Annotated in this window: 28 protein-coding genes; 18 read left to right on the forward strand and 10 right to left on the reverse strand. The window is 69.2% G+C overall.

All coding sequences use genetic code 11. The features are described from left to right. Positions 1 to 59 precede the first annotated feature (59 nt). The gene (locus B0I29_RS28435) at positions 60 to 1058 is read right to left on the reverse strand and encodes a tyrosine-type recombinase/integrase (RefSeq protein WP_111652180.1); all 999 of its coding nucleotides are present in this window, start codon (positions 1056 to 1058) and stop codon (positions 60 to 62) included. Positions 1059 to 1475: 417 nt separating this feature from the next. Next, positions 1476 to 2729 (reverse strand): serine aminopeptidase domain-containing protein, encoded by a 1254-nt coding sequence (locus B0I29_RS28440; RefSeq protein ID WP_220091416.1) that lies wholly within the window; start codon positions 2727 to 2729, stop codon positions 1476 to 1478. Positions 2730 to 2825: 96 nt separating this feature from the next. Between B0I29_RS28440 and B0I29_RS28445 the strand changes: the two genes are divergently transcribed. From B0I29_RS28445 to B0I29_RS28455, 3 genes are all read left to right on the forward strand, one after another. After that, on the forward strand, positions 2826 to 3371 hold the full coding sequence (locus tag B0I29_RS28445) for a helix-turn-helix domain-containing protein (protein ID WP_245972791.1): 546 nt from the start codon (positions 2826 to 2828) through the stop codon (positions 3369 to 3371). 317 nt (positions 3372 to 3688) lie between these two features. After that, on the forward strand, positions 3689 to 4105 hold the full coding sequence (locus B0I29_RS46940) for a hypothetical protein (protein WP_245972792.1): 417 nt from the start codon (positions 3689 to 3691) through the stop codon (positions 4103 to 4105). Next, positions 3999 to 4712: a phosphotransferase gene (locus B0I29_RS28455; RefSeq protein WP_245972793.1), complete on the forward strand. Its 714-nt coding sequence runs from the start codon at positions 3999 to 4001 to the stop codon at positions 4710 to 4712. Before B0I29_RS46940 ends, B0I29_RS28455 begins: the two co-directional genes overlap by 107 nt. A gap of 290 nt (positions 4713 to 5002) precedes the next feature. Here the strand turns inward: B0I29_RS28455 and B0I29_RS28460 are convergent, their stop codons facing one another. Further along, positions 5003 to 5746, reverse strand: a complete 744-nt coding sequence (locus B0I29_RS28460) for a maleylpyruvate isomerase family mycothiol-dependent enzyme (protein WP_111652183.1) — start codon at positions 5744 to 5746, stop codon at positions 5003 to 5005. Between the two features lie 147 nt (positions 5747 to 5893). Between B0I29_RS28460 and B0I29_RS28465 the strand changes: the two genes are divergently transcribed. Continuing rightward, positions 5894 to 7054, forward strand: coding sequence for a DUF808 domain-containing protein (locus B0I29_RS28465; RefSeq protein ID WP_111652184.1), 1161 nt, complete (start codon positions 5894 to 5896; stop codon positions 7052 to 7054). A 159-nt stretch (positions 7055 to 7213) separates the two neighbouring features. Then, positions 7214 to 7870, forward strand: coding sequence for a class I SAM-dependent methyltransferase (locus B0I29_RS28470; protein WP_111652393.1), 657 nt, complete (start codon positions 7214 to 7216; stop codon positions 7868 to 7870). Positions 7871 to 7900: 30 nt separating this feature from the next. On the opposite strand, the gene B0I29_RS28475 is transcribed toward B0I29_RS28470, so the two are convergent. Continuing rightward, positions 7901 to 8596: a hypothetical protein gene (locus B0I29_RS28475; RefSeq protein ID WP_220091417.1), complete on the reverse strand. Its 696-nt coding sequence runs from the start codon at positions 8594 to 8596 to the stop codon at positions 7901 to 7903. Positions 8597 to 8729: 133 nt separating this feature from the next. On the opposite strand from B0I29_RS28475, the gene B0I29_RS28480 reads away from it, so the two are divergent. Both B0I29_RS28480 and B0I29_RS28485 read left to right on the forward strand, forming a co-directional pair. Continuing rightward, positions 8730 to 9878 (forward strand): sensor histidine kinase, encoded by a 1149-nt coding sequence (locus B0I29_RS28480; RefSeq protein ID WP_111652186.1) that lies wholly within the window; start codon positions 8730 to 8732, stop codon positions 9876 to 9878. Next, positions 9875 to 10552 (forward strand): response regulator, encoded by a 678-nt coding sequence (locus B0I29_RS28485; protein ID WP_111652187.1) that lies wholly within the window; start codon positions 9875 to 9877, stop codon positions 10550 to 10552. The genes B0I29_RS28480 and B0I29_RS28485 overlap by 4 nt, the downstream gene beginning before the upstream one ends. A gap of 158 nt (positions 10553 to 10710) precedes the next feature. Here the strand turns inward: B0I29_RS28485 and B0I29_RS45940 are convergent, their stop codons facing one another. Next, positions 10711 to 10863, reverse strand: a complete 153-nt coding sequence (locus B0I29_RS45940) for a hypothetical protein (RefSeq protein ID WP_181558006.1) — start codon at positions 10861 to 10863, stop codon at positions 10711 to 10713. 31 nt (positions 10864 to 10894) lie between these two features. Continuing rightward, positions 10895 to 11128: a hypothetical protein gene (locus B0I29_RS28490; protein ID WP_111652188.1), complete on the reverse strand. Its 234-nt coding sequence runs from the start codon at positions 11126 to 11128 to the stop codon at positions 10895 to 10897. A 26-nt stretch (positions 11129 to 11154) separates the two neighbouring features. On the opposite strand from B0I29_RS28490, the gene B0I29_RS28495 reads away from it, so the two are divergent. The 3 genes from B0I29_RS28495 to B0I29_RS28505 all read left to right on the forward strand — a co-directional run bounded on the left by B0I29_RS28495 (position 11155) and on the right by B0I29_RS28505 (position 13904). Next, positions 11155 to 11874 carry an AAA family ATPase gene (locus B0I29_RS28495; protein ID WP_111652189.1) on the forward strand — a complete coding sequence of 240 codons (720 nt, stop codon included), beginning with the start codon at positions 11155 to 11157 and terminating at the stop codon, positions 11872 to 11874. A gap of 153 nt (positions 11875 to 12027) precedes the next feature. Next, positions 12028 to 12795 carry a phosphotransferase gene (locus B0I29_RS28500; RefSeq protein WP_111652190.1) on the forward strand — a complete coding sequence of 256 codons (768 nt, stop codon included), beginning with the start codon at positions 12028 to 12030 and terminating at the stop codon, positions 12793 to 12795. Between the two features lie 113 nt (positions 12796 to 12908). After that, complete coding sequence (locus B0I29_RS28505; RefSeq protein WP_111652191.1) at positions 12909 to 13904, forward strand: hypothetical protein; 996 nt, start codon at positions 12909 to 12911, stop codon at positions 13902 to 13904. A gap of 419 nt (positions 13905 to 14323) precedes the next feature. Here the strand turns inward: B0I29_RS28505 and B0I29_RS28510 are convergent, their stop codons facing one another. Then, positions 14324 to 15376, reverse strand: coding sequence for a LysR substrate-binding domain-containing protein (locus B0I29_RS28510; RefSeq protein ID WP_111652192.1), 1053 nt, complete (start codon positions 15374 to 15376; stop codon positions 14324 to 14326). Between the two features lie 71 nt (positions 15377 to 15447). Between B0I29_RS28510 and B0I29_RS28515 the strand changes: the two genes are divergently transcribed. Genes B0I29_RS28515 through B0I29_RS28540 form a run of 6 tightly spaced genes read left to right on the forward strand, consistent with a single transcriptional unit; the run spans position 15448 to position 19451 of the window. Continuing rightward, the gene (locus B0I29_RS28515; protein ID WP_111652193.1) at positions 15448 to 16251 is read left to right on the forward strand and encodes a dihydrodipicolinate synthase family protein; all 804 of its coding nucleotides are present in this window, start codon (positions 15448 to 15450) and stop codon (positions 16249 to 16251) included. A gap of 23 nt (positions 16252 to 16274) precedes the next feature. Next, positions 16275 to 16655 (forward strand): GntR family transcriptional regulator, encoded by a 381-nt coding sequence (locus B0I29_RS28520; protein ID WP_111652194.1) that lies wholly within the window; start codon positions 16275 to 16277, stop codon positions 16653 to 16655. After that, positions 16652 to 17563 carry an ATP-binding cassette domain-containing protein gene (locus B0I29_RS28525; protein ID WP_111652195.1) on the forward strand — a complete coding sequence of 304 codons (912 nt, stop codon included), beginning with the start codon at positions 16652 to 16654 and terminating at the stop codon, positions 17561 to 17563. The genes B0I29_RS28520 and B0I29_RS28525 overlap by 4 nt, the downstream gene beginning before the upstream one ends. Next, positions 17560 to 18240, forward strand: a complete 681-nt coding sequence (locus B0I29_RS28530; protein WP_111652196.1) for a hypothetical protein — start codon at positions 17560 to 17562, stop codon at positions 18238 to 18240. The genes B0I29_RS28525 and B0I29_RS28530 overlap by 4 nt, the downstream gene beginning before the upstream one ends. A gap of 9 nt (positions 18241 to 18249) precedes the next feature. After that, the gene (locus B0I29_RS28535) at positions 18250 to 19065 is read left to right on the forward strand and encodes a sugar nucleotide-binding protein (protein WP_111652197.1); all 816 of its coding nucleotides are present in this window, start codon (positions 18250 to 18252) and stop codon (positions 19063 to 19065) included. A 32-nt stretch (positions 19066 to 19097) separates the two neighbouring features. Next, positions 19098 to 19451 (forward strand): DUF6204 family protein, encoded by a 354-nt coding sequence (locus B0I29_RS28540; RefSeq protein ID WP_111652394.1) that lies wholly within the window; start codon positions 19098 to 19100, stop codon positions 19449 to 19451. Here the strand turns inward: B0I29_RS28540 and B0I29_RS45315 are convergent. Continuing rightward, the gene (locus B0I29_RS45315) at positions 19448 to 19816 is read right to left on the reverse strand and encodes a VOC family protein (protein ID WP_146616909.1); all 369 of its coding nucleotides are present in this window, start codon (positions 19814 to 19816) and stop codon (positions 19448 to 19450) included. The two genes, B0I29_RS28540 and B0I29_RS45315, sit on opposite strands and share 4 nt — an antisense overlap. 79 nt (positions 19817 to 19895) lie before the next feature. On the opposite strand from B0I29_RS45315, the gene B0I29_RS28550 reads away from it, so the two are divergent. After that, positions 19896 to 20600, forward strand: a complete 705-nt coding sequence (locus B0I29_RS28550) for a Clp protease N-terminal domain-containing protein (RefSeq protein WP_111652395.1) — start codon at positions 19896 to 19898, stop codon at positions 20598 to 20600. 183 nt (positions 20601 to 20783) lie between these two features. Then, positions 20784 to 21572: an SGNH/GDSL hydrolase family protein gene (locus tag B0I29_RS28555; protein WP_181558007.1), complete on the forward strand. Its 789-nt coding sequence runs from the start codon at positions 20784 to 20786 to the stop codon at positions 21570 to 21572. Here the strand turns inward: B0I29_RS28555 and B0I29_RS28560 are convergent. Both B0I29_RS28560 and B0I29_RS46945 read right to left on the reverse strand, forming a co-directional pair. After that, entirely contained in the window at positions 21471 to 22013 is a 543-nt protein-coding gene (locus B0I29_RS28560) for a 2'-5' RNA ligase family protein (RefSeq protein WP_221403098.1), read from the reverse strand. The genes B0I29_RS28555 and B0I29_RS28560 overlap by 102 nt on opposite strands. Then, the gene (locus B0I29_RS46945; RefSeq protein ID WP_245972794.1) at positions 22010 to 22237 is read right to left on the reverse strand and encodes a CGNR zinc finger domain-containing protein; all 228 of its coding nucleotides are present in this window, start codon (positions 22235 to 22237) and stop codon (positions 22010 to 22012) included. Before B0I29_RS46945 ends, B0I29_RS28560 begins: the two co-directional genes overlap by 4 nt. Positions 22238 to 22255 lie beyond the last annotated feature (18 nt).

The raw sequence follows: 22255 nt of genomic DNA on the forward strand, positions 1-22255 counted from the left end.
TGGGCTGCTGATCAGCTGGGCTGCTGATCAGCTGGGCTGCTGATCAGCTGGGCTGGTGGTCAGCCTGGCTCGGTGTCGCCGAAGCGGCCGGCGAGCAGGTAGGCGCCGTGGTTGTCGAGCTGGTCGCGGCGGCGGTCGTAGCGGCGGGTGGTCCGCGGGTCGGCGTGACCGGCGAAGTCCTGGGCCCGGCGCAGATCACCGCCGGTGGCGTCGAGGATCTCGGTGATCGCGGTGTGCCGCAGCGAGTGCGGGCTCAACGCGCCGGCGGCGGCCAGCCCGGCGCGGCGGGCGAGACGGCGGATGAGCCGGTGCACGTACAGCTCGTAGATCCCCAGCCCGGACGGGGTGACGAACAGCGGCCCCTGCTCCGGTGACCCGCGCTCGGCCAGCATCTCGTCGATGGTGTGGGACAGCGCCGGCGGCAGCGGGACCCGGCGGCGGCGCCCGCCCTTGACGGTCAGGTTGAGCACCCGGTGGCCGCGATCGGTGCCGAGATCCTCGATCTGGGCGTCGATCGCCGAACCGACGCGCAGCCCGGCGACGAGCAGCAGCAGGATCAGGGCGTGGCTGGTCAGCGAGTCGGCGCGGGCCTGCGTGAGCAGCCGGTCGGCCTCCGAGCGGGCCAGGCCGACGGTACTGCTGTCGTCCGGGTCGATGCGCGGGCGGGCGGCGGCCTGCGTCGGGTTGTGCGTGATCAACGGTTCCGGGTCGGCTCCGGTGTTGACGATCAGGTAGTCGTACCAGGACGCCACTGCGGACAGCCGCCGGGCGATGGTGGACTCGGCGGCGGGTTTGCCGCGGGCGCCGGTCGCGCGTTGCTCGACGATCCACGCGTCGAGGTCGGCGGCCCGGGCGGTCAGCGGATTGCGGCCGGTGGCCGCGCACCAGTCACCCCACTGCCACAGATCACGACGGTACGCGGTACGGGTGTGGACGGATCGTTGCCGGCTCAGCCACATGGTGGTCAGCTCGGCGAGCCGGTTCGGTCCAGTGCTCGGGATCGCCGGTGTCCAGTCGGCTTCCGCCACCACGACGAGCTCGTTGTCTGGGTCCTTCATGGATCGCCCCCGTCGTTGCCCGAAATCCTATGTGAAGGATAACGGTCATTATTTTACGCCCTGGCAGCGGGGGATCGTGGTCATGGAAGACGGTATTGGGATTATTGGATTACTGTTAATTGCAATCCAATAATCCCGGGAAATAGCGGCCGTCCTTCCTCCAGCCCGTATGCAGGCCCCGGTACTCCCGAAGCTAAGGCCAGCCGCAAAGTAGGCGATCATCCGAGTTCGCGGATGAATGACGGGTGGTTGGTCGACGCATGCGTCGTGGATCTCGACCAGCGGGCGCTGACTCCGCTGTTCTGGACGCATGTCAACCTGTACGGCCGCTTCGACTTGAACATGGACACCCGCCTCGGTCTCGAGCAGGCTCTGACCACGGTCGGTAGACGGGCGATCGCGCCTGACGCGTGCCAATCAGCGAGAACCCAGACCGGTGATGATCTTGCGGAGTGGGTGAGGCTGGACCCATGCGGCGATATCAGCGATGACCGCGCGATCCACGTGTTGATCGGGCCTGCGACCTCGGCTGTGGAAGAAGAAGTGATCATTGCTCTGGTAAACGCGGAAAGTAACGGACGAGCGACTCGCGAGGGCGCCTCGCCAGCGTGCGAGATCGTCGGCGACGGTGACTTGGTAGTCCCGGCCGCCCTGCAGGATGAGCATCGGTAGGTTCAGCGATGCTGCGGTGGCCACCTGGTCGTAATCGCGGAGATCCAGCCAGTAGGAGGCCGGCCAGCCGAAAGGCAGGTCCGCGGCCGGTACCGCCGGTGACAAGTCCGGGCTGTCGGCGAGAGCGGCTTGGCGACTGATCGCCTCGATGGCTGCCTGGCTGTCAGGGCCGGGCTGCTCGGCGGCGAGATGACGTACCGCGCGGACAACAGCCTGGGGTAATGGTGCCGCGTCGCCGGCAAGGATGATCAACCCTGCGACCGATCCGTCCGCTGCGGCGACCCGAGGCGCTGCTCTGCCGCCGGCGCTATGACCCAGCAGATAGACGCGTTCGGAGGCGACGCCGGGGTGCCGCCGCAGGAGATCGAGGGCAGCGAGCGCTGCTGGAAGATACTCCTCGACCATGGTGAACCCGGACGCTGAGGCAAGGTCGGGATGCGTGTGGGTCACCTTGTCCATCCGCAGCACCGCGACGCCGCGGCTGGCCAGTCCCCAGGCCAGATCCTTCAGCGGCTTGTTCGGCCCGATGCTCTGGTCGCGGTCGAACGGCCCCCCGCCGCCGAGAAGGACGACACCCGCAACAAGGGTGCGCCGGTGCGGCATCGAGACGGTACCTCGTACGGCAAGCGGACCTGACCCGACGATGACATCGTGTTCGTCGAACTTGCCCTGTCTGGCGTATCGGGGCGGCTGCCACGCCGAGGTGGCGGCCGGAGCCAGCCGCAGGCCGTGCAGTATGCCCGCCCGGTCAACGGTCACGATCACCGTGTGCCCGTCGCGCTCGCCGGTCACCGCCACCTCGACACGGACCAGACCCGAACTTGTTGGTTCGCAGCTCGGCGCCCCGATGTCCCAAGTGGAACCGATGCGGGCACGTTCAGCCGCCCAGGCGGTTCGCAATGTGTCGGCAGAGACAGCCGCCCGCAACGGCGGGGCGAAGAGAGCCTCGATCTCCGTGAAGCGTTCCGCCCGGGCCATATCGATGATCGCCAGCGCCACGGCCGCCGACTCAGTCGCCATCATCCACTCCCATTGTTCTCGTATTACGAGAACGTTAGCAGGATATGAGATCGTACGGGAATGGGGACTTTGGAGTTGCTGGGACACCCGGCCCGGCTTCGGATCGTGCACGCATTGCGTGGCGGCCGCACACTGACCACCGCCCAGCTGTGCCTGCTCTTGCCCGACGTGTCCAAGGCCATGGTCTACCGGCATGTCGAGGCACTGGCCAGCGGCGGAGTGCTGCAGGTCGCGGAGGAAAGACGGGTCCGCGGCGCCGTGGAGCGGCGTTACCGGCTTCATGAACATCGAGCCGGGATCGACCCGGACGCCGCTCGATCCCTGTCGAAGGACGACCATCGGCAGGCGTTCGCCACCGCCATGGCCACCATGATCGCCGAGTTCGGCGCCTACCTGGACCGGGACAAGACCGACCCGTCAAGAGACCCTGTCGGCTATCGCCAGCACGCCATCTGGCTCAACGACGACGAACTCAAAACACTGCTCGAAGAACTGAAGAACGTGATCGCACCCCGACTGGCGAACCCCGCAACGCCAGACCGCACCCGCTACCTGCTCAGCCCGGTCCTCTTTCCCAGTGAAGACGCCCCCGGCGATGACGCGGATGACGAGTCGCGGTAACACAGCAACGCACATTGGTGTGTCCAACTACGTCTGCGGCGCCAGGGCCGGCGAGGTCTGCGGCCTCCGCACCGACGACGAACACGTGCGCATCCACGGCAAGGGCGGCACCGTCCGCACCGTGCTGCTCAACGACCGCGGCTACGTCGCCCTACTCAAGCTCTACCTGCAGCGCACCGGCTACCAGAACGGGCCGCTGTTCCGCGCCTCCATCAACGGCAGCGGCAGCCCGTTGTCCTACGACGCCGCCCAGCACCGCCGGCGTCGACATCCACCAGCTACGCCACTCCCACGCCACCGAACTGATCAACGCCGGAGTGTCCATCGAAGCCGTCAGACGCCGGCTCGGGCACGCCTCCACCGCGACCAACCAGCTGTACGCCCTGCTCGACGACAAGGTCGCCGACGACGAAATTCGCGCCCGCGCGCCGCCGCACCCGGGCCAAAAGCTAGACAACAGGACCGCGGGGCAACGCTCACGCCGCGAGGTCTGCGGTCGGCGACTCCATCGCGACACACGATCAAGATCCCCTACCTTGCGGCTCTCCGTAGCTTCGGAAGTCCTGGGCCATGTATGCGGGCAGGTAGGGTGCGGCCGTGGGATGGGAAGCACTCAGGCAGTGGGGTGTGGATGCCACCCGGATCGAGCCGCTCTCCGGTGGTGCCGCCAACGACGTGTGGCGGGTACGCGTCGCCGGGCGGCTCGCGGTCGGCCGTCTCGGTGTCCGAAGTGACGCTGATCTGGCGTGGGAAACCAGACTGTTGCGATACCTCGACCGGGAAGGTCTGGCCGTACCGGTGCCGATCCCCACGGCCGGCGGGCGGCTGTTCGCCGACGGCCTGGTGGTGATGACCTACCTGGAGGGCGGGCCTCCCGAGACGCCGGCCGACTGGGGCCGGGTGGCCGGCACGCTGCGCGAGCTGCATCGGCTGACGCGGGGCTGGCCGCAGCGGCCCGGCTGGCGGTCCTCGACGGATCTGCTGCACGCCACGACCGGCACGAGGATCGACCTCGGCGCGATGCCCGCCGAAGGTGTCGCGCGGTGCCGGGCCGCGTGGGCGCGGCTCGCCGGCCGCGAGACCTGCGTGGTGCACGGTGATCTGAACCCGGGCAACGTCCGGATGACGGCGAACCGGGTCGCGTTGATCGACTGGGACGAGTCGCACGTCGATGTCGCCGATCTCGACCTGGTGCTGCCCGGTAACGCCGCCGGCTTCGACGACGAGGCCTATGACATCGCCGCGCAGGCGTCGGCCGCGTGGGAGGCCGCGGTGTGCTGGGACGACGCGTATTCAGCGAAGCGGCTCGCGGAGGTTCGAGCCGTGGACAGCCTTCTTTAAGCGGATCCCTGACGGAGCTCGCCGCGCCAAGCGCTGTCACGGTGTTTGCCGCAACAAGCCCTGCCACGGTGTTCCCCGCTACAGGCGCTGCCACGGGGTTCGCCGCGACAGGTGCGAATGGCCCGCCGAACCGGGCGGCGGTGGCCCCTTCGCCACCGGGGATCCACCACTGCAGGACGAGCCCGGTGATGGATATGCCACCGCGGGACGAGCTCGGTGAACCCCACCCGAGCGCCCCGCGGTGCCACCGCGTTCAGTCGCGGCCCGGCCTGCTCACCGAGCGGATGGACCTACGCCCCCGGCTCCCAGGCGATGAGCCGGTCGAAGTGGACCGGGTCGCCGTCGACCTTCATCTGCTCCGTCTGCAGCCGGCCGTAGAAGAACAGCACGAGGTCGCTGGCGGTGCCCGACGCGGAGACACCGGGTTCTGAGTCATCGGGACCGGAGATCTGAGCGCCGTCACCGGAGAGCGCCACCCGCCACGACCGGCCCTCCGCCGCGTGGTAGCCGATCACCACGGGCTCGTGCGGCCACGCGAACGGTGTCGCGACGCAGGTGGTCAGGAACTCGTCGACGCCGTCGAGTGCCACCTGCTCCGGCAGCGGCTGCGCGGCGCCGGCGGTGAGCTGGGCGTCGTACGTGTGCACCGCCAGCTCCTGCAGCTGATGCCGGGCGACGGCCCCGGCGGTCTGCGGCGACTGCGAAACACCCCACCACGTCCAGCAGCCCTGGTCCGGGCCGGCCTCGCGGAGCGCGTCCAGCAGCTGCTGCGTGGATGCGGCGACCCAGGTGAGCAGCTCATCGCGGTCCAGCGAGTCGATCGGCGCGGGTTTGACCGGCGGCGCGTCGGCGGGACCTGCGGTGACGATCGCTGCCCAGAACTGGCGGCCCACGCCGATGTGCCGCACCAGATCGAGCAGCGTCCACCCGGGGCAGGTCGGCACCGGCGCGTCGAGGCTGGGTGCGGCGACGATTGCGGCGCGGAAGGCAGTCGATCGGTCGTCGATCAACTGAAGCAGATCGGAATAGGTCATATTCACTGAGGTTGTTTATCACCGCCGTCCTGGATCGGAAAGTGATTTAACGACCGGTCTGATCTTGTTTGGCGAGGGTGGTCATGCGGGCACTGGCGCCCTCGGCGAGAATAGGTATGGACAAGCCCGACCCTGGAAGGACTCTTCTTGAGCGCTGGACTCGCAGCCCTGCTGGACGACGTGGCGGTACTGGCGCGTGCGGCGGCCGCGTCGATCGACGATGTCGGGGCAGCTGCCGCCAAAGCCGGCGCCAAAGCCGCCGGTGTGGTCATCGACGACGCCGCCGTCACCCCTCAGTACGTGCGTGGCTTGGCCGCGGAACGCGAGCTGCCGATCGTACGGCGGATCGCTCTGGGGTCGCTGCGCAACAAGTTCCTGATCATCCTGCCGGTGATCCTGCTGCTCAGTGAGTTCGTGGACTGGCTGCTGACGCCGCTGCTGATGATCGGTGGCGCGTACCTCTGTTATGAAGGCGCCGAGAAAGTGTGGGCGAAGGTCGCTCACCATGACGCGCACGGCGAGGACGAGAAACCGCAGGACGAGAAGACCCTGGTCTCCGGAGCGATCCGCACCGACCTGATCCTGTCGGCCGAGATCATGGTGATCTCGCTGAACGAGGTCGCCGACGAGTCGTTCATCTCCCGGCTGCTGATCCTGTGCGTCGTCGCGATCGTGATGACGGTTCTGGTGTACGGCGTGGTCGGCCTGATCGTGAAGATGGACGACGTCGGCCTGCGCCTGTCGCAGCTCGACAGCAAGGGCGCCGCGAGCTTCGGCCGTGGCCTGGTCAAGGCGATGCCGAAAGTGCTGACCTTCCTGACCGTGGTCGGCACCGCCGCGATGCTGTGGGTCGGCGGCCACATCCTGCTGGTCGGCACCGACGAGCTCGGGTTCCACCCGCTGTATGAGTTCGTGCACCACATGGAGGAAGCAGCGCATGACGCGACCGGCGCTCTCGGCGGCGTGATCGGCTGGACGGTCAACACGATCGCCAGCGCCATCATCGGCCTGATCGTCGGCGCGATCATCGTGGCGGTGCTGAGCGTGACCCTGCACCGCAAGTCCGCCGACAAGCCCGTGGAGTCTGCGAAGCCGGAGTCCACGAAGGCTGAGTCTGCGAAGGCTGAGTCTGCGAAGGCTGGGCACACGCCCGCTGAGCCGGCTGCTCCCGGCAGCGATCCGCAGCCGGCCGGATCCATTGCGGCCACGCAGCCCGCGCGGGACAACGCTGCGAGCACGGTGACAGCAACCGAACCGCCGGCCGAGCCCGACCCGGCCGCCGACGCACCGCAGCCGAAACAGCAGTAAGAACAAAGCAGTGACAGCACGGCCCGGGCCTGACGGTCCGGGCCGTTTCGCTTCTGGCCGTCTCATTTCGGTACGCCCACCGGCCGCCTTTGCCATTCCAGCAACAAACGTTGCCACCAAGCCGTGACTGCGGTCATCGTGGCCGCGGAGGTAATGACGATGACCGCATTCGACGCCGCGACCGAAGCCCGCGTCAGTGACCTGGTGCTCGGCGACCGGCGGCACGGCCTGCCAGCCGATGTGACGGACGCCCGGTTCTGGGACGAGATGTATGACAGCCGTGAGCAGATCTTCAGCGGCAACCCCAACCCGGTGCTGGTCACCGAGATCAGCGGCCTGACACCGGGCCGTGCTCTGGACGTCGGCTGCGGCGAGGGTGCCGACGCGGTGTGGCTGGCCGGCCAAGGCTGGCAGGTGACCGGAGTCGACATCGCTCGGACGGCCATCGACCGCGCCGCCCGCCGGGACTCCCGGGTGACCTGGGTGCACGCCGACTGGACCGTCACGCCACCGCACGCCGAGGCATTCGACCTGGTGACAGTGCACTTCGTGCCGATACCTCGCCGGCACGCCCGCAACTTGATCGACGCGGTGGCACCCGGTGGCACGCTGCTGGTGACCGGCCATGATCTGTCCGATCTGCCGGCCGGGCACATCCCCGGCTTCGACCCCGCCGACTATGTCGAGCCCGCGGCTCTGGCCGAACAGCTCGGCGACGGCTGGACGGTGCTGGTCGACGAGAAACGCCGCCGTGCGCCCGACGCGACGCCGCACACCCACGACAGGGTGCTGCGGGCGACACGCGACCCGATCTAGCGTGTCCGGTTGCCGATCACGCATTGCCGATCACCCCGCCTGGCCGAGAACGATCGAACCGGCGGCGAACAGCACGATCAGCGTGACCGAACGCCACGCCGGCCGCCCGGCGCCGCGCAGCAACCGGATCCCGAGCGGCACGAAGGCCACGACAAGCCCGGTGACCTGCACCGCGGAGGCCCACGTGCTGCCCTTGAGGACCCCGATCATCAGGGCGGACATCAGCGCCAGCGCGACCGCGGGCAGCGGTCGCAGCACGCCGGACAGATAACAGCCGACCGCCAGGACGACCCAGCCGAGCATGACGGAGGCGCTGAGGCTGGCGACGACCCACTCGCGGTATTGGTAATAGGACCCGACAGCCTGGGCCGCGGCCGCGACGCCGGCACTGTCGACCAGGGCGAACGCGAACGTGTCGACACCGTGATGGAAGACCCGGGCGAACAGGCCGAGCATCACCAGGCTGCCACCCCACATCGCCCAGCCCGGCCGGACCGCGCCCACCTGGGCGGCGACCGCGGCAACACCCGGCCACAGCGCGATGAGCCCGGCCAGCACCAGTGCGTACGCGACACCGACCAGTGCGGGATCCCTCTCGTAAGCGGCGAGCTGGTGCGGGAAGAAGAACGGTGTGCCGAGGCGCAGCAGCGTGCCCGCCAGCATCAGGACGGGCCCGACGACGAGCGACACTCCGCCCAGCCACGGCCCGGGGAACGTGAAGGTCATGGCGGAGACTCTGCCCGGCTCGGCCGGGCGGCACATCCGTCCACGGTCGTCATCCCCAGGGCATTCCCTAAGCCCTGGGAATGTCCGACTCAGGTCCGATGACCGGCCCGGCGGCGCTCGATAATCTGGCCGCATGGTCCGAACCCGGGTGCAGGTCGTGGAGGCAATCGCCGTGCTGGCGGTGGCCGGCTTCGCCGCGCAGGAGACCGGGCGCACCTCCTGGTGGCAGTGGCTGCTGATCGGTGCGGTGGCCGCGCCGGTCGCGGTCCGCAGCCGGTGGACGCGGCCTGCCGCCGTGGTGACGGCCGCCGCGGCAGTGGCAGTTCTGCTGACCGGGGTGATCGAGCCCTACGCCGCGCCGGCGCTGTGTGCCGCCGTCGCGCTGACCCAATTTTCAGGCGGAGTCAAAGGAGACGTTCCGGCGCTGGTCGCCGGCCTGGCCGGCGGCGCGGTGCTGATGGTGCAGTTGCCGCAGGCGCCGCTGGTCGCCGTTCCGGCGGTGACCGTCCCGTGGCTGGTGGGCTGGTCGGTGCGCCAACGGCGGCAACGAGCGGAACAACGCACCGCACTCGCTGTGACCGAGGAACGGCTGCGCATCGCCCGCGACATGCACGACACCGTGGCACACAGTCTCAGCATGATCGCTATGAAGGCCAGCATCGCCCGCCACCTCGCCGCGGTCCGGCCCGAGGAGAGTCTCGCCGCTCTGGAGGTCATCGAGACCGCCGGCCGGGAGGCTCTGGTGGAGATGCGCCGGGCGGTGGGGCTGCTGCGTGCCGACGAGGACCCGGCCGTGCCGTCGGGGTCCGACGAGGACCTGCGGGCCCTCGCGCGGAGCACCCAGCAGGCCGGGATCGCGGTGGCGATGACGCTCGCCGGCACAGCGGACCCGCCGCCCGGGGTCCGGCTCGTCGTCTACCGCATGGTCCAGGAGGCGCTGACCAACGTGATCAGGCACGCGGCGGCGACTCGCTGCACGGTGGACGTCGAGGCCGGCGCGGACGCGGTCACCGTGCGGATCAGCGACAACGGCACCGGGCAAAGCAGCGCGGCGACCGCCGGCACCCGCGCCGCGCCGGCCTCGCTGGCGGCCGCTGATAACGGCATACCCGGGGGAGAGGGCTACGGATTACGTGGCATGCGAGAACGGATCAACGCCTACGGCGGCACCCTGCGAACCGGCACCGTGCCAACGGGCACGCCGCAGACCGGTGCCGCACCACCGGACGGTGGCTTCCACGTGAACGCGCGGATCCCCTACCAGCAGGGCGGACCGGCATGATCCGGGTGCTCATCGCCGAAGACCAGACACTGCTGCGCGACAGCTTCCGCGTGCTCCTCGACAGCACACCCGGCTTCACCGTGGTCGGCGAAGCCGGCACCGGCCGCGACACGGTCAGCCTTGCGCTGGCACATCAGCCCGACGTGGTGCTCATGGACATCCGGATGCCCGACATGACCGGGATCGAGGCCACCGAGAAGATCTGCGCCGAGACCAGCGCGATCCGGGTGCTGATCCTCACGACGTTCGACCTGGACGAGTACGTCTACGGCGCGTTGCGGGCCGGCGCCAGCGGCTTCCTGCTCAAGGACACCACCGCCGCCGGCCTGTTGAACGCCCTGCGGGTGGTCGCCGCCGGTGACGCGCTGCTCGCCCCGAGCGTGACGCGCCGTCTCATCGCGGCGTTCGGCGCACAGCCGCATCCGTCGCGGGTGTTCCACCGCACGCTGACCGGGGTGACGGAGCGGGAACGCGAAATTCTCGCCCTGATCGCCCGCGGCCTGTCCAACACCGACATCGCCGGGCACCTCACGCTCAGCCTTGCCACCGTCAAATCCCACATCGGCCGGCTGCTCACCAAACTCAACGCCCGCGACCGAGCCCAACTCGTCGTCGTCGCCTATGAGACCGGCCTCGTCAGAGCCGGACCCCACAACGAATCAACCCGAAACTGAACGGCGCCCCGAAATCGCATGGCGTCACAAGGAGGGGCAGCACCACAACATTGGGCAGCGCCATGAGGGGGCAGCGCCATGAGGGGGCAGCGCCATGAGGGGGCAGCGGCACGACATGGGGTAGTGGCCCGCAAACCGGCAGGTCACGCCGGAAAGCTTCACCGCCGTAACGCACGCCCCGGCCCCGCTACCACGGTCGCCACCAGCACCCATCCCGCCGTCATCACCGCCAGCGTCACTGCCTTGTCCGCCCCGACCGGATCCCACGCCGTGTCATGACCGAAACCGACCAGCGGCACCAGCACATCCACCGTGTAAAGAAAGGGATCCCATGTCGGCGCCTCATCCGCCTTTATCGCCCGCAGCGGTCCCCGACCAGGCGAACCATCCGGTGCTGGCGGCGACCACCGCCACGATCCACATCAGGGCCCGCACCGGCCGATACCCGAAGCCGATGCCCACGTTCTGCACCGCGCCCCACAGCGCGCCGAGCCGGCCCATCGCCCGGTGCCGCAGCTGCTCGCGGACAATCAGAACCTGCCGGGCCTCCTCATTGATCCCCGCATGGTCCGGCACTGTAGCGACACGATGTAATACGGGGCGTGTTCATCAAGGCGGTCCGTCTCGACGACCTGCCCGCGTCCGGCTACCCGTTCGACCTGCCGGTGGTTCGGGCCCTGCACACCCGCGGTGGCCTGCGCCTGCCGACCCCGGTCACGCTGCTGGCCGGCGACAACGGCAGCGGCAAGTCCACCCTGATCGAAGCGATCGCGGTGGCCGCCGGCTTCAATCCCGAAGGCGGCACGACCGCGTTCAACTTCGCGACCCGCGCCACCGAGTCGACTCTCGGCGGTCATCTGACGCTGTCGCGCGTTCCCGGACGCAAACCGCGCACCGGATTCTTCCTGCGGGCCGAGTCCTTCTACAACGTTGCGACCGAAATCGATCAGCTCGGCGCGACCGGTTCCTACGGCGGGACGTCCCTGCACGAGCGCTCACACGGCGAATCGTTCCTCGACCTGGCCACCCACCGGTTCGGGCCGGGTGGCCTCTACCTGCTCGACGAACCCGAGGCGGCACTGTCAGTCAACGGCTGCCTGGCACTGCTGCTGCGCATCGCCGAACTGACCGCGCTGGGCAGCCAATTCGTCATCGCCACACACTCGCCGATCCTGCTGGCCTGCCCGGACTCCGCGATCTTCGAGATCGGCACGGACGGCGCGATCACCGAGGTCAGCTACGACCAGGCCGAGGCGGTAGCGCTGACCCGCACGTTCCTCGCCGACCCCGGCCGAATGCTGCGCTACCTGCTCAACGACTGACCACCCAGACCGAAATCGCACACCAAAGCCCGCGAGAGGCGAGCGGTCCGCGTCGCTCTCCCTGCCGGGTCGAGCTCACCGCCACTGGGGTACGCGCGAAGCACACCGAATCGGGGCAGCCGAAACTATCCGGCTTCGGCGAAACTGGGGCGGATGACAGACTCCCAGAACCTCACCGGCGGACAGGACCACGGCGCGATCCGGGTCGGCGCGACGGTCCGGCGCACCCCAGGCCACTGGACCCCGGCCGTGCACGCCCTGCTGCACCACCTGGAGCAGTCCGGTTTCGATCGTGCACCCCGGCCGCTCGGCATCGACAGTCACGGGCGGGAGAAGCTGAGCTTCCTGCCCGGCGAGACGGTCGGCGCAGTGCGGCCGTGGCCGGCCTGGGTGCACAGCGACGAGGCGTTGACACAGGTGGCGCAGTGGTTGCGCGACTACCACGCGGCCGTCGCGGATTTCGTGCCGCCGGCCGGAGCGACCTGGCGCGAAGGCGGCACCTGGCGACCGGGACTGATCATTGGCCACAACGACGCCGCACCGTACAACGCGGCCTGGCAGCACGGCCGCCTCACCGGCTTCTTCGACTGGGACCTCGCCGCGCCGCTGACCCGCGAGCAGGACCTCGCGGGTGTCGCGTTCAGCTGGGTGCCGCTGCACGCGCGCCACGTGGTCGCGGCCGAAGGCTTCACCGCCTTCTCCGAGCGGCCGCGCCGGCTGCGGGCGTTCCTTCATGGGTACGGGTGGAGCGGCACGTCCACCGCATTCGCCGGCATCGTCACGACCCGGGTGCATGCCTGGGCGCAGACGGTGCGGGACACGGCTGAGGCAGGCGATTCGTCGTACCAAAGAATGGTTTGTAACGGCGTCGACGCGACGCTGGAGCTGGCCGCACGGGAGCTGTCCGAGCTGCGGTTCTGAGATTGTCCCATCCGGGCTGAATGGCGCCGCCAGAACGCCGGAACGGCAAAACGTCCGAACCTTCCGTGATGTGCTGATCCGCGTTCTGACTCCGGCGGACGGAAGAGTGAGATATGGCCAAGGTGAAAGCTCTGGTTCTGGCGGCCACGGGAGTGGTGTCGGGCCTTTCGCTGGGGGTCGGCCCCGCCCACGCGGTGGCGCCGTTCGACGTCGACCTGGTGGCCTACTTAGCGAAACAGGCCGACTGCGACTGGGTGGGCGACACTGGCAAGACTCAGAAACGCTGGCATGAGTTCGACTGCGACCGGCTGGCCGACGGCCCGTACCAGGGCATGTGGCAGCTGCTGGTCCACCGGGCCGGCCATGACGCGATCGCCACTCCGGCAGGCGGCCCGGCCATTGACCTGCCGCCCCCGCTCCTGCCCGGCCCGATGGTGAAACCGGCCCGCCCAGATCTCCCGCCGCCGATGGTGAAACCGATCCGTCCGGATGGGCCGGATGCGAAGCCGGGTGGGCCCGGTGTCGTGTCGGCGGAGGTGCGTCCCGACCGGCCCGTCCTTCCGCAGCCGGTGGTCATCAAGTCGGTGCCGGACAAGCCCGTGATCGTGAAACCGCCCGCCGGCAAGCCGGTAGTCGTGAAGGCCGACAAGCCCGCAGGGGTGAAGGTCAACAAGCCCGCCGGCATGAAACCGCAGGCTGACAAGCCGCCCGCCGGCAAGCCTGTGGTCGTGAAGGCCGATAAGCCCGCCGGCGTGAAACCGGCGGCTGACAAGCCGGACCGGCTCATCAAGCGTCCGCCGTCGCCGGTCGACGTCGGCCCGGAGCCGTTGTCGACAAAGCCCGCGCCGCCGCCCGTGGTACGGCCGAAGCCGGTCTGGACCAAGCCGGTTCCGAAGCCCGACCGCCCGATCGTGCCGAACCCGTCGGTGAACCTTCGCCCACGCCCGGGCGAACCCGGCAACCCGGCGTGGCCGATCATCCCGGCCGAGGCCCCGAACGCCCCGAACGCGCCCGCTGGCCCGGACCGCCCGGTGATCTCCGCCAACGAAGCCCGTCCCGGCGGCCAGGGCCAGCGCCCCGACGACCAGCCGGGTCGCCCACCGTTCTAAAGACCGCGAACTCACTTCGGGGCGACGCCACTACAGGCGCCGCCCCGAATCCGTCCCACCCGAACTCAACACACAGCGGGCAGCGACCCAGCGTGTCGACTTAGGGTGCGATCCGCGCCCAAAATCGACACACTGGAAACGGATCGGCCGTGCGTGTCGACTTGCGGTGCGGATCGCACCCAAAATCGACACGCGACACGCGACACCACAAACTGGAGCCGCAAGCCGCAAGCCGCAAGCCGCAAGCCGCAAGCCGCAAGCCGCAAAACAGGATCTTTCTGGGCATATCGGGTTCGCGCGCAAACAGGGCACGGCGCGGCCGAACTCCACGTAGACACGAACTCGGTGTGGGTGCGAGCTCGGTATAGGTGTGAACCCGGCGTCATCAGGAGCTTGACCCCGCGAACGCTGCGACGCCGTTACTGCGAAGGCGCCGGCTGTGGTGGGAGCTGGTTGACCGCCGTTCTCAGGGCCGACACCAGCTCGGCGATCGCCGGGTTCGCGGCGGTGCCTCGGCGGAACGCGATCCGAGTCCTGCGGCGGGTCGGTGCGGCGATCAACCGCACGCCGCCCGGCAACGAGCCAGTAGCTAGCAAGCCACTCGCCGCCAAACCGGTCGCCAGCGAGCCGGTCGCCAGGGCCGGGACCAGCGATACTCCCTGACCGGCCGCTACCAGCGCCAGCACGGCATCGAAGTCGTCGGCCTGGTGCCGGACACGCGGGGTGAATCCAGCGCCCTGGCACACCCGCATCGTCGCCTCGTGGCACAACGTCCCCGGCGACGCCATGATCCAGTCACGGTCACGCAGGTCGTCCAGATGACGAGCGTCCACTCCGGCCGGAACAGCCAGGTGCACGGCCTCGTCCAGCAACGCCACCGACTCAAGGTCATCAGCCACCCCTCCCGAGCCGGCCCCGCAAGCAACTCCAGCCACCCCGTGCGAGCCAGCCCCGCGAGCAACCCCAACGGCCTCGCGAACGGATGCAGGCCCAGGAGCACCACCCACCCCGGGCGACGGCACATACTCGTGAACCAGACCCGCATCCAGCCGCCGATCGCGCAGCGCCGCCGGTACCCCCGCCGGATCTAATTCGGTCACCATCAGCTCCAGCCGCGGATGCGACCTGCCCAGCGCCACCAGCACCGCCGGCAGGATCGTGCGGACCACGCTCGGGAACGCCCCGATTCGCAGCGGCCCGGCCGGTCCTTCGCGCACAGCGGCCAGCGCCGCCGTAGCCGCCTCCAGCGACGACAAAACTGCCGCCGCGTGCCGCACCAGCACCTCACCGGCCCCGGTCAGCACCACCCGCCGGCCACTGCGTTCGAGCAGCGCCACCCCCGCCTCCCGCTCCAGCGCCGCCAGCTGCTGCGACACCGCCGACGGCGTGTAGGAGTGCACGACCGCCACCGCAGCGATCGTCCCCAGTCGATCAAAATCGTGGAGAAGCCGCAGCCTGCGCACATCAAGCATTAGCTCAGCTTACGGTCACCACCACCAAGCCGAACTTTTGCTTACGCACTACACCGGCCAGAGTCAAGAACATGACCATTCACGTCCCCCTGATCACGCCCTTCGACGCTGACAACGAGATCGCGTACCGCGTACTCACGCAGGTGGCGCAAGAGACGCTCCTGGCCGGCGCCGGGCTGGTTGCGCTCGGAACGACAGCGGAGGCGGCGTCGCTCAGCGCAGCTGAGCGACGCAATGTCCTGGATCTGCTCAGTGACCACAGCGAAGGTGATCTCATCGCCGGCGCGGACACGCCTGATCAATTGCGGTCGTTGAACGGCAAGGCGCGGGCGGCGCTGACGCTGGTGCCGCCGTTCATCAGGCCGGGCGAGGACGGCGTCGTCGAGCACTTCAGGACCCTGGCCGCGAGCAGCCCGGTGCCGATGATCGTTTATCACGTGCCGCAGCGCACCGGGCAGGCGCTGAGCGCGGACGCGATCCGGCGGCTCGCGGCGATCGACGGCGTGATCGGGATCAAGTATGCGACCGGTGCCGTCGACGCCGACCTTGTCGATCTTCTCGCTGATCCGCCGGACGATTTCGACGTGTTCTGCGGCGACGACATCTTCCTCGCGCCGATGCTCGCGATGGGCGCGGCCGGTGCCATCGCCGCCTCGGCACACATCGAAACAGCGGCCTTCGTGGATCTGGCGGCCCACCGCGAACCCACCTTGGCACGCCGGCTCGCGCGCCTGTCGAAAGTGCTGTTTTCGCAGCCCAACCCCATTGTGGTCAAGGCAGCGTTGCACGCTGCGGGTCGCATTCCGACCCCAGGGGTACGCCCACCGCTCTTGCCCGCGGCCGCACCAAGCCTCTATGGTTCGTTACTAGAGTAATGAACCAACGAAGGGCGGGTCCCGTGTTCGACGACCACAGCCCGATCTACCGGCAGATCGCTGAGCAGATCAAGGCGGACGTGCTCAGGGGCGTCCTCGTCGCTGAGGAGCAGGTGATGTCAACAAACCAGTACGCGGCGCACTACCGGATCAATCCGGCCACCGCCGCGAAGGCGTTCCAGCACCTCGTCGACGAGGGCGTGATCTACAAGCGACGCGGCGTCGGCATGTTCGTCAGCGCCGACGCCCCGACCCGGCTGCGCGACGAGAAACGCGAGCGCTTCTTCACCGACGTGCTCGAGCCGCTGGTCGCGCAGGCCCGCACCCTGGGCATCCCGGCCGCCGACGTGGTGACCCACATCCAGCAACTGTTCGAGAACGATGACCTGGGGGAAGGCCGATGACGCTCTCGATTCAGACCACCGACCTGCGGATACGCTACGGCGACACCGAAGCGCTGCACGGTCTCGACCTCGACCTGCCCGGCGGCAAGATCTACGGGCTGCTCGGGCGCAACGGCGCCGGCAAGAGCACACTGCTCAGCGCGCTCGCCGGGTTCCGCAAACCGTCCGCCGGCACGGTGCTGGTCGGCGGCCAGCCGGTCTTCGAGAACGTCACGGCCACCACCAAGATCTGCCTGATCCGCGAGGACGGCTGGGTCGGCGACCCGACCGACAACATCGGCGACATCCTGGAGATGGCGAAATACCTGCGCCCGAGCTGGGACGACACCTACGCGAACGAGCTGCTGGACCGCTTCGCCCTGCCCCGCAAGAAGGCACTCAACGCTCTGTCGCGCGGGCAGCGCTCGGCGTTCGGCGTGGTCGTCGGGCTGGCGTCGCGGGCTCCGCTGACCATGTTCGACGAAGCGCACCTGGGCATGGACGCGCCGACCCGGCAGCTGTTCCTCGACGAACTGCTGCGCGATTACCTGGCCAACCCGCGCACGTTCGTCATCTCCACCCACCTGATCGAGGAGCAGAGCCCGCTCTTCGAAGACGTGCTGATCATCGATCGGGGCCGGGTGCTGCTGCACGAGGAGCTCGACGAGCTGCGTACCCGGGGCGTGTCGGTGACCGGTCCGGCCGAGGTGGTCGAGGACTTTGTCGCCGGCCTGACCGTGCTGGGCCGTCAGCGGCTCGGCCCGACCGTGCAGGCGATGGTCTACGGCACTCTCGACGACGATCAGCGGCGCCGGGCCCGCGGGCGCGGCCTGGAGCTGGGCCCGGTCGGCGTTCAGGACCTGTTCATCCACCTGACCAGCGCGGAGAACGCGACGAACGCGCCGAACCTGACGGGAGCAGACGCATGAGCCGCTGGCCGATCCTTCGTTACCTGCTGGGCAGCCACACGATTTTCCTGCTGTTCATCATGTTCGGCGTCTACCTGTTCATCGGTGTCGTCGTCGCCGTGGTCGCCCAGTTCACCGAGATTCGGCTCAGCGGCGTCGACGCGATCGGGCAGGCACTGCCGTGGGTCGCGCTGGGTTACGGCGCGACCGCGGTGAACCTCGTCGCCACGACGCTGGTGCACGGCCGGACCCGCCGCGAGTTCCTGGCGCAGCACCCGGTGTTCCAGGTGATCACTACGATGCTGATCGCCGCGCTGATCACCGGTGCGTTCGCGATCGAGACTCTCGTCTACCGGTCTCTGGACTGGCAGCAGAAGGTCCAGGAACAGCGCTCCTACGCGTCCGCGAGCGACTACCCGATGATCTTTGCGACGCATTGGGGCATGCTGATGACCTGGCTGATGATCGGCGTGTTCATCGGGGTCGCGTTCTACCGGTGGGAAGCCGTCGGCGGGCTGGCCCTGCTGCCGGCCGCCGTGCTGGTGCTGTTCACCGGGGGGATCAACGGGTTCTTCAGCCTGCCGTTCGCCCGTACCGACCTGCCGCTGCTGCCGGTCACCCTGACCGCGGTAGCCGCCGCCTACGCGCTGCTGTGGGTCAGCGCGCGGGACATGCCGCTGAAAACGCGGGTCGCATAGGGTTCCCCGATGCGCCTTTTGATCACTGGGGGAACCGGTTCGCTCGGCCGTCGCGTGGTGGTTCGCGCGGCGGCCGCCGGCTGGGATGCGACCGGCACCTATCTGTCCGCGCCCACCGCGACCGCCACGCTGCGGCTCGACATCCGCGACCGGGGCGACGTGCGCCGCGTGGTGCGCGAGCTGCGTCCGGACGCGGTGATTCACGCGGCCGCGGGCCGCGACCGCAACGATTGGCCCGCCAATGCGGACGGCGCGGCCCACGTCGCGGTCGCGGCCGCAGAGGCAGGGGTACGCCTGATCCACGTCTCCAGCGACGCCATCTTCTCCGGTCGTGCGGTGTCCTACACCGAGGACGCGCTCCCGGACCCGGTCTACGCCTACGGGGCGGCGAAGGCGGCAGCCGAGACGGCGGTGCGGGCCGCGGTGCCGTCGGCGGCGGTGGTCCGCACGTCGCTGATCCTCGGTGACGGCAACGGGTACCACGAGAAACTCACCCACGACCTGGTGGCCGGCCGGATCACGGGCGCCCTGTTCACCGACGAGATCCGCAAGCCGGTGCACGTCGACGACCTGGCCGACGCGCTGCTGGAACTGGCCGCCGGCGATTACGCGGGCGTGCTCAACGTGGCCGGCGCCGACCCGATCAGCCGGTACGACCTCGGCGTGCTGGTGGCCCGCCGCGACGGCCTGGACGCCTCCGCGATCCCGGCTGCGACCGTCGCCGAGCTGGGCCTGCAACGCCCCACCGACGTACGCCTGGTGACCGACCGGGCCGCGGCGGTGCTGACGACCCGGCTGCGCGGCGCGACCGAATTTATCGGATGAAACGCGGCCGGTGATTGGTGATACTGGCCGGCGTGACCAGTAAACGCACGGTCCGCGTCACCGTTCGCGGATCCTTCGACAACCTCTCCGCCGACCAGAAAGCCGCGCTGCTCGCGGCCGGGCCGGAGCACGCCGACATCCTCGCGGTGACCTACACCGAGGACGGCCATCTCACCTACGACCTGGCGGCGCGGCCGTTCTTCACCTTCCGCTTCGCCGAAGAGGTCGACGACGAGAAGGAGATCCCGAAGGTCACGGCGCGCGCGGAGGCCAAGGCCGCCGACTGGATGACCGCGCGAGGGTACGGCTTCAAACGCATCACCTCGCAGACCGTCGACCTGTCCGAGGTGCCGCTCGGCCCGCGCGGGCGCCGCCTGCAGGGCTAACCGGCCCGTTCGGCGGCGCTGCGCTCGACGCAGAACTCGTTGCCCTCCGGGTCGCGCAGCGTCACCCAGCCGGTGCCGTCGGGTTTGCGGTGGTCAGCGGCGATGGTGGCGCCCAGCGCGACGGCCTTGTCGACGTATTCGTCGCGGGTGCCGGTCGGTGGCTGCAGGTCGAGGTGGAGGCGGTTCTTGGCCGTCTTCGCCTCGGGCACCGCGATGAACAGCAGCCCCGGCACGCATTCGACGAGTGCTTCCTCGTCGTCGGATTCGGCATCGACGGGAAAGCCCGTCAACCGCGACCAGAAATCAGCGATGGCGAGAGGATCACGGGCGTCGAAGGTGAGGTGACGAACGGGACTCGTGGTCATATCCCGTACTCTATGGGGTTTTTCGCAGTCGTCAACCGCAGGTTGACGTCTTGGAGTGCGTCAACCTATGGTTGACGGCATGACCTCTCCGGTACGACTTGACGACCTCATTCTGGCGATCAACCAGAGCCGCCCCGACTCACCGATCGACCGGCTCACCGAAGCCGTGCTGCTCGCCGACCATCTCGGTGAGCTCGCCGACCACCTGATCGGCCACTTCGTCGACCAGGCCCGGCACTCCGGCGCCTCGTGGACCGAGATCGGCGCCGGCCTCGGCGTCTCCAAGCAGGCCGCGCAGAAACGCTTCGTCGGCAAACCCGACCCCTCACAGGGATTCCACCGCTATTCCGACGCAGCCCGCGCCGCCGTGGTCGGCTCGATGAGCCAGGCCAAGATCCACAAGAATCACGAGATCGCGCCCAGCCATCTGCTGCTCGCCCTGATCGAGCAGCCGGACACCCTCGCCATGCACGCGCTCACCGCGCAGAGCATTGACGTGGAGGTGATCCGGGACGCCGCGATCGCGGATCTTCCCGCGCCGGCCGGCGACGCGCCGGAACCGGTGCTGGTGCCGTTCGACGCCCGCGCCAAGAAGGCCCTGGAGCTGACCTTCCGGGAGGCGCTGCGGCTGCAGCACGAGCGGGTCGGCACCGGCCACATCCTGCTGGCTCTGCTGGAGGAGGAGCCGGCGGGCGGCGTGCTCGGCCGCGCCGGCGTCCAGAAGGCCGCGGTGGAGAACACCGTGCTCACAGGCCCGCAGGAGTCCGCCCGCCCGGTCGCCTAAAAGTCGTGCGTGCCCTTGTGGGCCGCAGCGGCGTTACCTCCTCACCGGCGGAAGATCGCCTTCCGGGGTTGTTGAGGGACGGTGGGATCCGCGATGCTGCGTGGTCTGTTAGCCGCTGTTGTCGTGGTTTCCGGTGCCCAGTTCGGCGCTCCGGCATCGGCGGCGCCAGCTTCGATTCGGATCATGCCGCTGGGCGACTCGATCACCGCGGGCGCCGGCGCGCCCGGCCGCGAGGGATACCGGCTCGTGCTGCAGCGCCGGCTGGAGCGCGCCGGTACGGCGTTCGACTTCGTCGGCTCGCAGCGCGGCGGCATCGGCGGCGACCCCGATCATGAGGGGCACGGCGGCTGGACCATCGAGCAGCTGTCCGAGCGGGTGGGCGACTGGCTGGACACCTACGCGCCGGACGTGGTGCTGCTGCACGCCGGCACGAACAACATCACCCGCGGCGACGATCCGGCCGAGGTGGCGCGGAAACTGTCGGCGCTGGTCGACCTGATCCTGGCGACGGCTCCGCGTACCCGGATCTTCGTGTCCACGGTGGTCGGCACCAATGTGCTGTCCGAGATGGCGGCGAATCACGCGTACAACGCCCTGATCCCCGCCGTGGTGGCGGGCAAGGGGCCGCGGGTGCGGCTGGTGGACCAGGCCCCGGTCAGCGGACTGTCGATCTACGACCGGCACCACCCCAACGCCCATGGGTACGCCCGGATGGCGCACAGCTGGTACGAGGCGATGCGTACCGAACTCGGCCCGGCGTGGCCGGACGAGGCCGACCCGGACAGCGCCGACCTGGTCTACCTGTGTCACCACCACGGTTCGGTGCGAGTCTGCCGGTGGTGGCAGCGCAAACCCGCCGGCCGGGGCTCGTTAACCGAGCGGGAAGTCGGTCAGCGTGTGCCATGTGTCGCCGGGCTGCGGGTTTCCCGCGATCAGGCGGACCGAGGTGACCCGCGCCCGGATCGGCAGTGACGCCTCGACCACCGCGGCGGCCGCGTCGAGTTCCGGTCGCGGGTGGTCGTGGCCGATCGTGAGGTGCGGTACAACCTCGGCGAACTCACCGCCGTACGGCTGGGCCTGCGGGAACCGGGTGGCGATGCGGTTGGTGAGTTCCCGGAACGGCTCGGCCGGGTCCGGGGCCAGCCACACCACCCGGTCGTGGAACCAGGCCACCCGGTCGAGGCTCATGAAGAACCGGGGCACACCGGCCACGATGAGGCGTACCGCGGCCAGGACCTGCGGGGTGAGCTGCGATGGCGGCAGGAACGGGTACAGCACGGTGATGTGGGCGGGGATGCCCCGGGAGGCGGCGGTGTCGAGGCGTTCCCTCAACCCGGCGACCGCCGGCTCGGCTTCCGGAATCGGCACGATCAAGGCGCTCTGCGTCGGTTCCACCGCCGCAGTGTCGGTCATGGACGTTTCGTCGGCAACTCGTTACGGCGCGCGCGCAGGGCCCGCAGTTTGTGGCGGTTGCCGCAGCGTTCCATCGCGCACCAGCGCCGGGCGCCGGGCCGTGACGAATCGACGAAGACCAGTGGGCAGGTGTCGCCGGAGCACTCGCCGCCGGTGTGGGCGAAGTCCAGGCAGACGGCCCCGGCGTCGAATCGGAACGATCCCCCGCTCATGACAGATGTCATGGCCCGCGGGTGACGCAT

This window comes from Actinoplanes lutulentus (assembly GCF_003259845.1).
GTDB classification, from domain to species: Bacteria; Actinomycetota; Actinomycetes; order Mycobacteriales; family Micromonosporaceae; genus Actinoplanes; species Actinoplanes lutulentus.